Below are 14,688 nucleotides of genomic sequence, written 5' to 3' on the forward strand. Positions count from 1 at the left end.
TCAATAAATGTTTAACGCTTATATAGCCGTTATTTGCGTGTGTAAAAATTCACCTTATCATCGTCCAGACTGATGCCCAGACCCGGACCGGTTGGGATTTTCAGGGTGAAATTACTGTAATCCAGCGGTGTTGCCAGAATCTCATCTTTCAACAGAAGCGGTCCAAACAATTCAGTCCCCCACTCGAGATTGTTCAAGGTCGCAAACAAATGGGCTGCTGCAATGGTTGCAATAGATCCTTCAAGCATCGTACCACCATACAAGGCAATATCAGCCGCTTGCGCAATACCAATCAAATCACGGGCATGCTGCAAACCACCGGCCTGCTCAATCTTGATGGCGAACACATTGGCACAATGCTGTGAAGCAAGCGTAAACCCATCTTCCGGACCTTTCAGGGACTCATCGGCCATAATTGGTACAATGCCCAGCGCCGTCAAGCGTTGCATACCCGCCAGGTTTTTCTCATGAATCGGCTGTTCCACCAGCTCTACACCCACATCAGCCAAAGCACGCAGGTTTTGTACTGTCTGGGTTTCAGACCAGCCCTGATTGATATCAACACGAATGCTGACATCATCACCCACAGCCTTCCTGATGGCAGCGATATGCTTGATATCGTCTTTGGGTGAGCGCATGCCAATTTTCAGTTTGAATATATTGTGCCGACGTGTTTCCAACATCTGCTCTGCTTCGGCAATATCTTTTTGCGTATCGCCACTGGCCAGCGTCCAGGCCACTTTGATTTCATTGGCAACCACACCACCGAACAGGGCATTCAGCGGAATGCCAAGACGTTTGGCATAGGCATCGTATAAAGCCGTTTCTATCGCGCACTTGGCAAAACGATTGTCTTTAATGGTTTTATTGATCAGTTTGCGCAAGGCCGCCAGTTTAGTGGCTGATTGACCAACAATAAGAGGCGCAAAATAACTGTCAATATTTGTCTTGATGCTTTCAGGGCTTTCGCCACCATAATTCAAGCCACCAATGGTCGTGGCCTCTCCAATACCTTCAATGCCATCAGAAGTCTTGATGCGCACCAGCACAATGCTTTGGCAATGCATGGTAGCCACAGACATTTTGTGTGGCCTGATGGTAGGGATATCCAAAATCCGGGTATTAACTTCAACAATCGTTGCGTCCATCTTTTCCTCTGATGAAATACTGCTTTTCATTAATATTTCAAGAGTATATAAGCACAAGCCTGATGGGTCTAATACGGAATTTATTGCAATTCATACCAAAAAGGTATGAGTATGCATCATTAAAAAAACCGCTATCCCTTACAGGGAATAGCGGTTTTTTATTGGGCGCAAGGACTAGGATTCTAGTCCTGAGCGCTTATTACCACTGATAACCGGCACCAATGGTTGCACCCATTTGGCCACGTGAAGATCCTGCCACGCTACCTTTAAGTACCCACTTGCCGTTTTCTGTAACAGTAGAAGCACCAATAGCATAACCAGACTCAGAGGCATAAACACCACCAGCCATGGAAATCATGCTCTTGCCTGGCAAATAAGCCTGCGGCAGGCCTGCAACAGCCATGGCAGTTGCGGCACCGGCATCAGCACGTTTTTCAACACGGCGGACATCACCACGCAGGGATGAGATGTCGTTACGTACTTCGGTTAAATCAGCGGGTGTTGCACCCTGAACCATACGGGTAACCTGATCCAGGTTCACGGCATCGGTTCCGTCAACCGCTTCAGCAACACCGGTCAGGCGACGGGCCTCACCACTTTCATTCCTGAAATTAACCTCGTTGCCACCTGTAGATTTACCTACGGTAATGGCTGCGTTGGGACTTGCCTGCTGAACCAGACCAATCTTGCCATCATTAACCTGATTATATAGATTGGTTACGGAATTACTGACGCTGTTAAAAGCATCTCCAACATTAGTGTAGTTATTGTTAACAATACCACCTTGAGTAATCTCATTGATATTGTAGGTGGTGCCAGTAATGGAACCATCAATATTAACTACTGTATTTCCACCCAGCGCATCGGCAATGGATTGATTGGTCGCATGCAATTGAGCACCGTTGATAGCATCGGTACTTGTTGCATTAACTGCACCCGCTGCCACGCCAGTCAACTTACGGGCCTGGCTGTCTTTATTCTGAAAGTTCACCACACTGCCATCGGTATCTTTACCGACAGTAATATCTCTTGAAACAGTATCTTGCTGTACCAGATTATTGCCACCCACAACGTTATTTTCAAGGTCGGTAACACGAGTATCCAGGTAATACAAGGCACTTCCCACATCAGTAAATGACTGACTGGCATCAGAGAAACCATTGTAAGTGGGGCCGGTCACTGTACCGTTTAGCGCGATGTTGGCACCACCACCCAATGCATTAATAACTGGTGTCAATTGTCCAACGGTAGCGGCATCACTGGCTTTAGTGCCATTTGCAACATTAGTGATACGACGCTCATTACCCACTGAACCGACTGAAACGGTATTGGCTTCGTTGGCAACAGAGCCTGTACCCAGGGCAACAGCATTTGTTGCTGTCGCTTGAGCAAGCGCACCGATTGCCACAGAGTTATTGACTGTCGCCAGAGCACCTAAACCTAAAGCGGTAGAACCCTCTCCCGCGGCAGAAGCACCAGAGCCTATAGCAGTAGCGCCAGCCTTTGCCGCAGAAGCGGCACCACCCAAGGCCACAGTAGCCTCAGCCGTAGCCGCTGCGCCTGTACCCAAAGCGGTCGTTAATGCACCACTGGCCTTGGCTCCATCACCAATCGCCATGGCGCCTGCACCATTAGCGGTAGCAATAGCACCGGTACCCAAACCGTTTATTTCTCCACCACCAATTGCAATTTCACCAACAACAGGGGCAGGGATTGGGTTACCGGGAGTAGGTGCAGCGGCAGGCTTCACCAAACCTAAAATATTACCGTCAGATTGCAACAATGCCAGGTCCAGTGGCTGTTTGCCCTGCAATGCCAACGACAAATCATCAACCAGATCCAGATGCAGATTTTGTGGCAACTCGATACCCAGGTTGCTTGTAACACCATTAACAACGCCTACAATCGGATTAACAACCGGAGCCAAGGCACCCAACAGGGAGTTAAGCAGGCCTTCAACCGGTTTCAAAACAGGTGTCAACACACCGTCAAGTGTGTTGCCGAGCTGGTTTTGGGGTAAGGTAATACCAGTAGCCAAATCAAGCACATTGCCTGAACCACCTTGAGCGCCACCACCCAGTAAACCACCAAGCAGGCCACCGCCCTGGCCGCCACCCAGCAAACCGCCAAGCAGGCCACCACCCTGGCCACCGCCCAGCAAGCCGCCTAACAGGCCACCTGACTGACCGCCAGATTGTCCACCACCCAGCAGACCGCCCAAGAGGCCGCCTGAAGCAGCAGCACCCGTTCCGGGATTGCCGGTTGAGCCACCTAACAGGCCACCCAGCAAGCCGCCCCCTTGACCACCACCAGTTAAACCGCCTGTCAGGCCGCTTAACAGATTATTAACAGTACCAATAACAGGGGTAAGTGCGCCTTGATCGCCAACCAGGGTATTAACCAAACCACCTACGGGTGCCAATGGGCCATTGGCAGATGTCAAATCGTTAACCAGACCGGTAACAGGAGCCAAAGCGCCGGTTTGAGGATCAACCAGACCATTTATCAGGCCACCTACCGGTGTCAGGGCGGTATTGTTTACCAGCCTGCCAACGGTTCCCTGGACATCGGTAATTACGCCATCACCGGCACTGCCACCACCTAACAAGCCACCAGACTGCCCACCACCCAGCAAGCCGCCCAAGAGGCCGCCTGAAGCAGCAGCACCCGTTCCGGGATTGCCGGTTGAGCCACCTAACAGGCCACCCAACAAGCCACCCCCTTGACCACCACCGGTTAAACCGCCTGTCAGGCCGCTTAATAGATTATTAACAGTACCAACAACAGGGGTAAGTGCGCCTTGATCGCCAACCAGGGTATTAACCAAACCACCTACGGGTGCCAATGGGCCATTGGCAGATGTCAAATCGTTAACCAGACCGGTAACAGGAGCCAAAGCGCCGGTTTGAGGATCAACCAGACCATTTACCAGACCACCTACCGGTGCCAGGGCGGTATTGTTTACCAGCCTGCCAACGGTTCCCTGGACATCGGTAATTACGCCGTCACCGGCACTGCCACCACCCAGCAAACCACCGTTGCCACCGGTCAAACCACCCAGCAGTCCCAGAACAGGGTCAAGCGGGCCGCCTTGGGCACCACCGGTTAAACCACCGGTAACACCACTTAACAACCCATTGACTGTTGCCACCACAGGCGTTAAGGCGCCTTGCTGACCAACCAGACCATTAACCAGACCACCAACAGGTGCCAGTGCACCAGAGGGTGAGGTCAGGTTGTCAACCAGGCCGGTTACCGGTGCCAATGCGCCGGTTTGCGGATCAATAAGACCATTGGCAAGACTGCCTACAGGAGACAGGACGGTATTGTTAACCAAGGTACCAACAGTACCTTGTACATCGGTAATCACGCCGGTACCGGTAGCACCTGTTGCACCGCCCAATCCACCTACCAGGCCCAGAACGGGATCAAGCAGGCCACCCAAACCGGCACCAGCTCCTTGACCGCCGGTTAAACCACCAACGACACCCAGCACTGGATCAAGTACGCCGCCAAGAAGATTGGTTGCTGTTGCCCCCTGGGAGCCGGTTAATCCACCGACAATTCCCATAACGGGTGACAAGGCTGCTGTGGTAGACAGATTTGCAACATTATTGATATTTGGATTTGACTGGGCATTGGCTACACCACCGGTGATGCAAAAACCCAAAATACCAGCCGCCACTGTTTTGAACAGAATACTGCCGCTGCGTTTTCCTTTGGTTTTGGTTTTTTCAGATACGGCAACGTAGGCGCCTGTATGTTCATTCCAAACAGACTTGTAGATATGGTTCATTTGTAGCGCTCTCCAAACAATATATAGAAGTACCGCATCTATACTCATCATCTTTTGATTGCCTAACAAATAACGACGTTGCTATAGCAAAAACAGAAAACAAACTGAATGCGGCCAATATTAAAAAAATAGAAAAACATGTAACTTTGGGGAGACACGATAACACCAGATGATTACTTTAGAAACATTCTCATTCTTTAATCAAACCCCTATTGTTTTGATTAAAATATTAAATATTATTAATTAATAAACAAATAGTTTTAATAATTATTTTTCAAAAACCAAAAAAGTAACAATTTAATTCCATAAACATCAAATCATTGAATTTTGGAAAACAATTAACCCCTTATTTTTAAAGCCTCTACAAGATATTTTTCTCTTTAAACAAAATAAGTGGCAGCAAGTTCTTGTGAGCAACGCATACGACAGGATTTATTTTTCATGAAATTTTGTAAAAAATTGTAATGATGTTGTTTTGATGCATTTTTTTCATTTTATTAATCAAACTTAACATTTCATTAAGAAATTTTATGTGAAGTAAATTACCATTTTTCATTTAAAAAACAGGATGTTCCAGCATAAATACCGCACATTCCCCCTATGAAAATAATGTCAATAGGCAATCCCCCTGAAAACAGAAAAAACCAATAATGAGTACACCGTTATACGGGTAATTTTCATACTTTCCACATCCACGGAATTCGAGTTTGACGGTTGCGGCATATATTGCTTGTCGTCAGTCATTTAACCCCTATAATTAACGTTGTTATCATTTTGTCATACACGGCGGGAACAAATACTGCCGCCTGACCCATTTATACACAAGCCTCATTCATCATGAACACTACTTCTGAACATCAAGTTGAATTTACAATTAACCGCAATGCCAATCCATTACCAGAGGCAGAGCGTAATGCCATTTTACAAAACCCGGGTTTTGGCAAGTATTTTACCGATCACATGGCAACCATTGACTGGACTCACGAACTGGGCTGGCACGATGCCCGCATTGTGCCTTATGGTCCTTTACAATTGGACCCGGCAGCTTCCGTTCTGCATTACGCGCAAGAAATCTTTGAAGGTTTAAAAGCTTATCGTCACGCAGATGGCTCTGTCTGGACTTTTCGCCCCGAAGCTAACGCCCTGCGCTTTCAACTGTCTGCCCGTCGCCTGGCTTTACCTGAACTGCCTGTAGATCTGTTCATTGAGTCATTGAAACAACTGATTAGCGTAGACAAGGCCTGGGTGCCCAGCGCGCCTGAGACCAGCGCCTATATCCGCCCGTTCATGATTGCCAACGAGAGCTTCCTGGGAGTTCGCTCCGCAGAGCGTGCCGCCTATCATGTTATTGTCAGCCCTGCCGGCTCCTATTTTGCCAAAGGTATGCAGCCTATTTCCATCTGGCTGGCTTCCGAATTTTCCCGTGCCGGCAAAGGCGGCACCGGAGAAGCAAAATGTGGTGGCAACTACGCCGCTTCTTTACTGCCTCAACAGGAAGCCTATGCCAATGGCTGTTCACAGGTCCTTTTCCTGGATGCCGAAGAGCACACTTATCTTGAAGAACTGGGTGGCATGAATATTTTCCTGGTTCGCAAAGACGGTACACTCATCACTCCCAAACCCTCTGGCAGCATTCTTAAAGGCATTACCCGCGCCAGCCTGATTCAGCTGGCTCAAGACATGGGCATGAAAGTGGAAGAGCGCAGAGTAGCATTGCAAGAATGGCAAGACGGCATCAATTCCGGTGAAATTACCGAAGCATTCGCCTGCGGTACCGCTGCTGTTATTGCACCGATCAGTGCCCTGAAAAGCAGAGACTTCATTATTGGTGACGAGAACGCACCAGCAGGTGAAGTAACCATTGCCTTACGTAAAAAACTAACCGGTATCCAGTATGGCCTTGAAGAAGACACTCATGGCTGGCTGACCCGCCTGGCCTGATTTCACCGGCGATACCCATCCAACCCGGTGACCGGCACACGCGTTTATCAAGGAGACCACATGCGCATCAAGGCATCAGAATCATTATTACTGGTTATTGATATTCAAAGCCGCATGCTGCCGGCCATTGATAACGGGCAAGAAGTGCTTGCCCAGGCTACCTGGATGGTAGATGTGGCCCAAGCCATTGGCATCCCCGTTCTGGCAACAGAACAGTACCCCAAAGGCCTGGGTCGCACTGAATCCAATCTGCTTTCACGCCTGCCCGAACAGCAGGTACTGGAAAAAATTCATTTTTCGGCCGTAACAGGCCAAGGCCTGCTTAACACCCCTTTTTCAACACGCAGGCAATGGGTTGTTGTTGGCACCGAAGCACATGTATGCGTCCAGCAAACCGCGCTTGACCTGCTGGCGGCCGGCAAAGAGGTTTTTATTGTGGACGAGGCAGTTGGCTCACGCAAACCTCGCGATAAAGCCCTGGCCCTGCAACGCTTGCGGCAAAACGGGGCTGAAGTGGTGTCGCGGGAAATGGTGGCTTTTGAATGGCTGGAAGAAGCCAACACGCCCCTGTTCCGGGACGTGCTGAAGCGTTTTATTATACTTTAGCCTATCCTTCCCCGACCAAGCTCAGCGGCTTCGCCTAAAGGTTGCTGCGCAACCAAATCACTTGGACGAGGTTTGTCGAGCATTCCGATCAATTGACTTTTAGCAGTTCAACTTCAAATTTCAAATCGCTATTAGGCGGTATGACACTGCCAGCACCACGCTCGCCGTAAGCTGAACGCGAAGGACAGAACAGGACGGCAGAGCCGCCTTCTTTCATTTTCTGCAAGCCTTCAGTCCAGCACGGAATAACCCGGCTTAAAGGAAATGAAATAGGTTCGTTACGCTTGTAAGAAGAGTCGAATTCCGTGCCATCAAGCAGGGTGCCCCGATAATGCACCTTAACGGTATCGGTTGATTTAGGACTGATACCATCACCCACTTTGGTATGCTCAACCCTGACACCATTTGACAGGGTATCTACGGCAACGGCTTGCGCCATAGCGGCACCAGTGCCCAACAAAGCGCTGACCGCAAATAGAATCAAAGATTTTTTCATATAAAACAGCCTGTAAATTTTTATTAAAAACACGTTTTTGCCCGCTCCCAAACCCGCAGAGCACGCCTGCCACTTAATCGACAGCCTGATCGGCAATTTCCTCATATACCGGATAATCAGTATAACCTTCCTGGCCACCACCATAAAATACAGCCGGATCAAACGCTGTTAATGGCCAGCCATTTTTCAGTCTCGCCACCAAATCGGGGTTGGAAATAAACGGGCGCCCAAAAGCGACCAGATCAATCAGGCCTTCCTGCAGATCCCTTTCACCTTCTTCCTTGGTGTATTCACCCGCCATAATCAGGGTACCCGTATAGGCTTTACGGAAGGCTTCAAGAAATGCTTTGCCATTGGTATTATTAACAATGGCCTTGCGGTTGCTAAGATGCACGTATGCCAGGTTTTTTCCCGAAAGCAGGCGGGCCAATTCAAGCCATGTTTGCGCTTCATCATCAAACACCGGCATATCAAAACCCCGGTTAAACGGCGACAGCCGGATACCCACACGCGAACTGCCGATTGCCGCCACAACCGCATCAACCACTTCCAGCACAAAAGTCAGGCGCCCCTCGACAGAGTTGCCACCATAACGATCCTCACGGGTATTAATGCCCGCATTAATGAACTGCTCAATCAGATAGCCATTGGCACCATGAATTTCCACGCCGTCAAAACCGGCCTCAACCGCATTGGCGGCAGCTCTGGCAAAATCCTGCACCACTGCCTCTACCTCTTGAGTCGACAAGGCGCGTGGCTGGCTGGCCTGAACCCTGGCAGCTTGGCCCTGTTCATCATAAGCAAACGCCGTGGTGTTTTCTGCCTTTTTATTACTTGCACCAACCGGTGCTGCACCATTTTCCTGCAACGAAACATGAGAAATGCGACCGACATGCCAGAGCTGGCAGAAAATTTTTCCGTCTTTTTCATGCACAGCGCGGGTCACTTGCTTCCAGCCTTCAACTTGTTCAGGACTGTATATGCCCGGCGTAAACAAATACCCGGCACCCTGACGGGAAATGGGCGAACCCTCGGAAACAATAAGCCCTGCACCAGCCCTTTGCTGGTAATACAGGGCAGTTTGCGCATCTGCAACCGTATTAACCGCCCTGGAACGGGTCATGGGTGCCATCACGATACGATTTTTCAAATGCAGACCAGCCAAATCATAGGCCGAAAAAAGATCACTCATTGATTCAATTCCATTAAAAGCTGAAAAATAACGTGACTGAACATACTAGGAGCGTTCGGAACCTCCCAAGACATCCAATCTTTTACCAATACGCTTAGACTACCATTTTTAAAGCCTAAGAGACAGATTATTAAAAAGGCAGAGGCGAAACATCCGCACCAAAATCATTCAACCAGCCCATGCCTCTTACCTGCCAACCGGCAACAAGGCAAATTCCCTGGCATAATGTATTGACAGGCTCGGGCACGGTTAGTAAGATCACAGCCATTACAAGCCCCGAACAAGATGCATCCGGGGAAGCGCCCTGCACACTAACAATGCTTATTCGCATATCCCCACTGTTTTAAAATAATGTACGAATCAAAAAGCCAACCTTTGTTACCGGCACGACATTTCAGACACCGCATGCTGACACACGTCTTTTATGCTCTGCTTGTTATGATTGTTACCTTGGCAATCGGTGTGTTTGCCCATCTTTTGCTAGAGCAGGTAAGCTGGCATGAAGCCTTGCTTAATACGGCTTTCATTATTGGCGGCCTGGGTCCATACATCGTGCCCGAAAGCATTGCCGGCAAACTGTTCTTTGCCTTCTACAGCATGTTTGTCGGATTGGTGTTTATAGGAACGCTGGGCATCATTCTGGCCCCTTTGGCCCACCGTCTTATTCATAAATTCCATCTGGATGATGACGAGGATCTTTAACCGGACCACACATTCTGTCTGCCGGCCACAAATAAAAAACCTGGCCAACAGGCCAGGTCTTGTTCAGGAATAGCGCTTTTCCAGCTCGTCCCATTCAGGCTTGTTCACCAGGCGCTGCCTTTCGGCAAACGTTGCGACCAGCCCGCTGGACTCTTGCACTTCCTTCTCGTCGCGCAACACCGTCAAGGCTTTCTGCATGCCGGTAACTGCGCCCTGCAAGGCCGCGTTGGCATACAGCACGATGCCAAAGCCCAGTTCGGCCAGCTGATCGGCATTGAAAATAGGTGTACGACCACCAATCACCATGTTCATCAACTGCGGCTTGCCAAGAAGCTGGGGAAGCGCGCGCACTTGCTCGGCTTCTGTGACAGCTTCCACAAACAGAATGTCGGCACCGGCTTCAGCGAACTTCTGGGCACGCTCAATCGCTGCCTCAAAACCATGGGTGGCTGCCGCATCGGTACGCGCCATAATCAGGAAGTCAGGATCCTGACGTGCATCGACCGCCGCCTTGATCTTGCTGACTGCTTCTTCGGTCGAAATCACCTCTTTGCCTGAGAAATGACCGCAACGCTTGGGCGCAACCTGGTCTTCCAACTGAATGCAGTCAGCGCCGGCACGTTCCAGAACCCGGACAGTATGGCGAACATTCAGGGCATTACCAAACCCGGTATCAGCATCGACAATCAGTGGCACATCTACTGCATCACGGATTCTGGCGGTATGCTCGGCGATTTCATGTAAACCCATAAAACCCTGATCAGGCATGCCAAACCACATATTGGTTACACCCGCACCCGTCACATAAATGGCCTGAAAGCCAAGATCGGCAATCACTTTGGCCGACAAAGCATTAAATGCACCGGGAACGATAATACCCTGGCGCGCTTCAACGAGTGATCTGAGTTGCTTTCTTGTCGACATGCAATAAATCCTTCTTTAACAATATTAAAAGTTAATCAATTTTCTGGCGCTTTCAGAACGAATCGGCCGGAATCCGCACATAGCCTTCCATCAGGACACGGGCGCTTCGGCTCATGAGTGCTTTTTTCACAACCCACTGCCCGTTTTCTTCAATCGCCTGTGCACCCACCCGCAATGTACCTGAAGGGTGACCGAAGGTAACAGATTCACGCTCACCACCGCCTGCCGCAAGGTTGACCAGGGTACCGGGAATGGCTGCAGCCGTACCGATAGCAACCGCTGCGGTGCCCATCATGGCATGATGCAATTTACCCATGGAAAGCGCCCGTACAACCAGGTCGATACTATCGACAGATACCTGTTTGCCGCTGGATGCCGTGTAATCAGCCGCCTCAGCCACAAAAGCCACCTTGGGTGTGTGCTGGCGACGGGCGGCTTCCTCGATATTGGCAATGAGCCCCATTCGCAGCGCACCATGCGCGCGAATGGTTTCAAACATGGCCAGTGTATCGGCGTTACCGTTGATATCATCCTGCAGCTCCGTGCCGGTAAAGCCAATATCCCTGGCATTTACAAACACAGTTGGAATACCTGCATTGATCATGGTCGCCTGCAACTTGCCAACACCGGGTACATCCAGCTCGTCAACCAGATTGCCAGTAGGGAACATGGCACCGCCAGCGCCCTCTTCGTCTGCTGCCGGATCCAGGAATTCAAGCCGCACTTCGGCGGCGGGGAAAGTCACCCCATCCAGCTCAAAATCGCCTGTTTCCTGCACCTGACCATTGGTGATGGGCACATGGGCCACAATGGTCTTTCCGATATTGGCCTGCCAGATGGATACGGTGACAACACCATTTTCCGGAATACGGTCGGCATCGATCAACCCATTGCTGATCGCAAAAGGTCCCACGGCCGCCGACAGATTTCCGCAATTGCCGCTCCAGTCGATAAAAGGCTGATCGATGGACACCTGACCGAACAGATAATCAACATCATGTCCGGCACGCTCGCTTTTCGACAGAATCACAACCTTGCTGGTACTTGAAGTCGCACCGCCCATACCGTCGGTTTGCTTGCCATAAGGATCCGGGCTGCCGATCACGCGCAGCAACAGTGCGTCGCGCGCGGCACCTGGCGTCTGGGCGACTTCGGGCAAATCACTCAGCCGGAAAAACACACCCTTACTGGTGCCACCCCGCATATAGGTGGCTGCAATTTTAATCTGTGGCGCTTTTGTCATTGCTTTTTCCATATTTGCATCATTTCTGACTGGTTGCGGGTGACTCAAGAAAGTCCTGCGCAAAGCGTTGCAGAACCCCGCCAGCCTCATAGATGGAGACTTCTTCAGCGGTATCCAGACGGCAGGTCACCGGCACTTCCAGACGTTCGCCATTTTTACGATGAATCACCAGCGTCAGTGTTGAGCGCGGTTCTGGCTTACCCACTACATCGTAGATTTCCGTACCATCAATGTTCAGCGTCTTGCGATTGACACCCGGCTTGAATTCCAGTGGCAATACACCCATGCCAACCAGATTGGTGCGATGAATCCGCTCGAACCCTTCTGCAACAATCGCTTCGACACCCGCCAGACGCACACCCTTGGCCGCCCAGTCGCGTGAAGAACCCTGACCGTAGTCTGCGCCCGCCACGATAATCAGCGGCTGCTTGCGTTCCATATAGGTTTCGATGGCTTCCCACATACGCACCACCTTACCTTCCGGTTCGATGCGTGCCAGAGAGCCTTGCTTGACCTCACCGTTTTCCTGCACCATTTCATTGAGCAGTTTGGGATTGGCGAACGTGGCCCGCTGTGCGGTCAGGTGATCGCCACGGTGGGTTGCGTAAGAGTTGAAGTCCTCTGGTGGCAAGCCCATCTTGGCCAGATATTCTCCGGCTGCACTGTTCGGCAAAATAGCATTGGAAGGCGACAGGTGATCGGTTGTGATGTTGTCCCCCAGCACCGCCAGCGGACGCATGCCCTTGAGCGTGCGTTCGCCTGCCAGCGCGCCTTCCCAGTACGGTGGGCAGCGAATGTAGGTACTTTGCGGACGCCATTCGTACAACGGACTGACCGATTCACCATCATCGGCATTGATCGCGAACATCGGTTCGTACACCTTGCGGAATTGCTCCGGTTTCACGCTGCTGGCCACAATGGCATCAATCTCTTCGTCGGTGGGCCAGATATCCTTCAGGGTCACTGGCTGACCATTCCGGTCGGTACCCAGCACGTCTTTTTCGATGTCAAAGCGAATGGTACCGGCAATCGCGTAAGCCACAACCAGCGGTGGCGAAGCCAGGAATGCCTGCTTGGCATAGGGGTGGATACGGCCATCGAAGTTACGGTTGCCCGATAAAACAGCGGTCGCATACAGATCACGGTCGATGATTTCCTGCTGAATGACAGGATCCAGCGCACCGCTCATGCCGTTACAGGTGGTACAGGCAAAGCCCACAATACCAAAACCCAGCTTCTCCAGCTCGGGCAAGAGATTGGCCTCTTCCAGATACAGCTGAACTGCCTTGGAGCCCGGTGCCAGTGATGTTTTGACCCATGGCTTGCGTAGCAGGCCACGTGCATTGGCGTTACGTGCCAACAGCCCGGCTGCAATCACGTTGCGTGGATTACTCGTATTGGTGCAACTGGTAATCGCGGCAATAATCACCGCGCCATCGGGCATCAGCCCCGGTTCATTTTCAACCACACCGGCAATACCCCGGCTGGCAAGCTCTGAAGTGGGTACGCGACGATGCGGATTGGATGGGCCGGCCAGATTGCGTACTACCGTTGACAAATCAAAGGAAAGGACGCGCTCATACTGCGCGGTTTTCAGACTGTCAGCCCACAGACCCGTCTGCTTGGCATAGGTTTCCACCAGCTTGACCTGTTCCTCATCACGACCGGTCAGTTTCAGGTAATCAATCGTTTGCCGGTCAATGTAAAACATCGCGGCAGTGGCACCATATTCGGGCGTCATATTGGAAATCGTGGCGCGATCGCCCAGCGTCAGGCGGGACGCGCCTTCGCCGAAGAATTCCAGGTAAGACGAGACCACTTTCTGCTCACGCAAAAACTCGGTCAGGGCCAGGACCAGATCGGTGGCGGTAATGCCTGGCTGCAATTGCCCGGTCAGTTCAACACCGACAATGTCGGGCAAACGCATCCAGGACGCACGACCCAACATCACGCTCTCGGCCTCCAAGCCGCCCACGCCAATGGCGATAACACCCAGCGCATCGACATGAGGCGTATGACTGTCGGTACCAACAAGGGTATCCGGGAAAGCAACCCCATCACGACTGTGAATGACCGGTGACATACGCTCCAGATTGATCTGGTGCATGATGCCGTTACCCGGTGGAATCACATCGACATTCTTGAATGCCTTCTTGGTCCAATTGATAAAATGAAAGCGGTCGTCATTGCGGCGATCTTCGACTGCACGGTTTTTGGCAAAGGCATCCCTGTCAAAACCGGCATATTCGACGGCCAGCGAATGGTCCACGATCAACTGCGTGGGTACGACCGGGTTGATCTGGGCAGGATCGCCCCCTTGCTTGGCAATCGCCTCGCGCAACCCGGCCAGGTCTACAAGCGCAGTCTGTCCCAGGATATCGTGACACACCACGCGCGCAGGAAACCATGGAAAATCCAGGTCACGCTTGCGTTCGATCAATTGCTTGAGCGAGTCTGTCAGGATGGCAGGGTCGCAGCGACGCACCAGGTTTTCTGCAAATACGCGTGAGGTATACGGTAGCGTATCGTAGGCGTTGGGGGCAATGGCATCAACGGCAGCACGCGCGTCGAAGTAATCCAGCCCTGTGCCGGGCAGTGGTTTGCGGTATTCAGTATTCATAGTAATCAACGCTTCATAAG

11 protein-coding genes are annotated in these 14,688 nt (G+C 51.1%); 3 read left to right on the forward strand and 8 right to left on the reverse strand.

The window, feature by feature from the left end:
• Positions 1-29: 29 nt before the first annotated feature.
• A complete protein-coding gene (locus tag HCX92_RS13170) occupies positions 30-1,178 on the reverse strand; it encodes a muconate/chloromuconate family cycloisomerase (RefSeq protein WP_371808425.1) in 1,149 nt (382 codons plus the stop codon).
• 169 nt (positions 1,179-1,347) lie between these two features.
• Positions 1,348-4,944, reverse strand: coding sequence for a YadA-like family protein (locus HCX92_RS15000; protein WP_169295424.1), 3,597 nt, complete (start codon positions 4,942-4,944; stop codon positions 1,348-1,350).
• Positions 4,945-5,781: 837 nt separating this feature from the next.
• On the opposite strand from HCX92_RS15000, the gene HCX92_RS13180 reads away from it, so the two are divergent.
• Both HCX92_RS13180 and HCX92_RS13185 read left to right on the forward strand, forming a co-directional pair.
• The gene (locus HCX92_RS13180) at positions 5,782-6,885 is read left to right on the forward strand and encodes a branched-chain amino acid aminotransferase (RefSeq protein WP_169295425.1); all 1,104 of its coding nucleotides are present in this window, start codon (positions 5,782-5,784) and stop codon (positions 6,883-6,885) included.
• A 60-nt stretch (positions 6,886-6,945) separates the two neighbouring features.
• Positions 6,946-7,491 carry a hydrolase gene (locus HCX92_RS13185; RefSeq protein ID WP_169295426.1) on the forward strand — a complete coding sequence of 182 codons (546 nt, stop codon included), beginning with the start codon at positions 6,946-6,948 and terminating at the stop codon, positions 7,489-7,491.
• Positions 7,492-7,579: 88 nt separating this feature from the next.
• On the opposite strand, the gene HCX92_RS13190 is transcribed toward HCX92_RS13185, so the two are convergent.
• The 3 genes from HCX92_RS13190 to HCX92_RS13200 all read right to left on the reverse strand — a co-directional run bounded on the left by HCX92_RS13190 (position 7,580) and on the right by HCX92_RS13200 (position 9,447).
• Positions 7,580-7,987, reverse strand: coding sequence for an FKBP-type peptidyl-prolyl cis-trans isomerase (locus tag HCX92_RS13190; protein ID WP_169295427.1), 408 nt, complete (start codon positions 7,985-7,987; stop codon positions 7,580-7,582).
• 73 nt (positions 7,988-8,060) lie between these two features.
• On the reverse strand, positions 8,061-9,179 hold the full coding sequence (locus tag HCX92_RS13195) for an alkene reductase (RefSeq protein WP_169295428.1): 1,119 nt from the start codon (positions 9,177-9,179) through the stop codon (positions 8,061-8,063).
• Positions 9,180-9,309: 130 nt separating this feature from the next.
• Complete coding sequence (locus tag HCX92_RS13200) at positions 9,310-9,447, reverse strand: hypothetical protein (RefSeq protein WP_169295429.1); 138 nt, start codon at positions 9,445-9,447, stop codon at positions 9,310-9,312.
• A 137-nt stretch (positions 9,448-9,584) separates the two neighbouring features.
• On the opposite strand from HCX92_RS13200, the gene HCX92_RS13205 reads away from it, so the two are divergent.
• Positions 9,585-9,881, forward strand: a complete 297-nt coding sequence (locus tag HCX92_RS13205; RefSeq protein ID WP_246587467.1) for a two pore domain potassium channel family protein — start codon at positions 9,585-9,587, stop codon at positions 9,879-9,881.
• A 63-nt stretch (positions 9,882-9,944) separates the two neighbouring features.
• On the opposite strand, the gene HCX92_RS13210 is transcribed toward HCX92_RS13205, so the two are convergent.
• The 3 genes from HCX92_RS13210 to acnD are packed head-to-tail and all read right to left on the reverse strand — an operon-like array spanning position 9,945 to position 14,668.
• The gene (locus HCX92_RS13210) at positions 9,945-10,805 is read right to left on the reverse strand and encodes an oxaloacetate decarboxylase (RefSeq protein WP_169295431.1); all 861 of its coding nucleotides are present in this window, start codon (positions 10,803-10,805) and stop codon (positions 9,945-9,947) included.
• 52 nt (positions 10,806-10,857) lie between these two features.
• Positions 10,858-12,048, reverse strand: a complete 1,191-nt coding sequence (gene prpF / locus HCX92_RS13215) for a 2-methylaconitate cis-trans isomerase PrpF (protein WP_169295432.1) — start codon at positions 12,046-12,048, stop codon at positions 10,858-10,860.
• Positions 12,049-12,067: 19 nt separating this feature from the next.
• Positions 12,068-14,668 carry a Fe/S-dependent 2-methylisocitrate dehydratase AcnD gene (gene acnD, locus HCX92_RS13220; protein WP_169295433.1) on the reverse strand — a complete coding sequence of 867 codons (2,601 nt, stop codon included), beginning with the start codon at positions 14,666-14,668 and terminating at the stop codon, positions 12,068-12,070.
• Between the last annotated feature and the right edge of the window lie 20 nt (positions 14,669-14,688).

This window comes from Advenella sp. EE-W14, assembly GCF_012923605.1.
Taxonomy (GTDB): Bacteria; Pseudomonadota; Gammaproteobacteria; order Burkholderiales; family Burkholderiaceae_B; genus Advenella; species Advenella alkanexedens.

Coding starts and splice junctions, on each gene's coding strand:
- HCX92_RS13195 (WP_169295428.1), bottom strand. CDS start 9,179: ATGAGTGATCTTTTTTCGGCCTATGATTTGGCTGGTCTGCATTTGAAA.
- HCX92_RS13205 (WP_246587467.1), top strand. CDS start 9,585: ATGCTGACACACGTCTTTTATGCTCTGCTTGTTATGATTGTTACCTTG.
- HCX92_RS13210 (WP_169295431.1), bottom strand. CDS start 10,805: ATGTCGACAAGAAAGCAACTCAGATCACTCGTTGAAGCGCGCCAGGGT.
- prpF (WP_169295432.1), bottom strand. CDS start 12,048: ATGACAAAAGCGCCACAGATTAAAATTGCAGCCACCTATATGCGGGGT.
- HCX92_RS15000 (WP_169295424.1), bottom strand. CDS start 4,944: ATGAACCATATCTACAAGTCTGTTTGGAATGAACATACAGGCGCCTAC.
- HCX92_RS13200 (WP_169295429.1), bottom strand. CDS start 9,447: ATGGCTGTGATCTTACTAACCGTGCCCGAGCCTGTCAATACATTATGC.
- HCX92_RS13180 (WP_169295425.1), top strand. CDS start 5,782: ATGAACACTACTTCTGAACATCAAGTTGAATTTACAATTAACCGCAAT.
- acnD (WP_169295433.1), bottom strand. CDS start 14,668: ATGAATACTGAATACCGCAAACCACTGCCCGGCACAGGGCTGGATTAC.
- HCX92_RS13190 (WP_169295427.1), bottom strand. CDS start 7,987: ATGAAAAAATCTTTGATTCTATTTGCGGTCAGCGCTTTGTTGGGCACT.
- HCX92_RS13185 (WP_169295426.1), top strand. CDS start 6,946: ATGCGCATCAAGGCATCAGAATCATTATTACTGGTTATTGATATTCAA.
- HCX92_RS13170 (WP_371808425.1), bottom strand. CDS start 1,178: ATGAAAAGCAGTATTTCATCAGAGGAAAAGATGGACGCAACGATTGTT.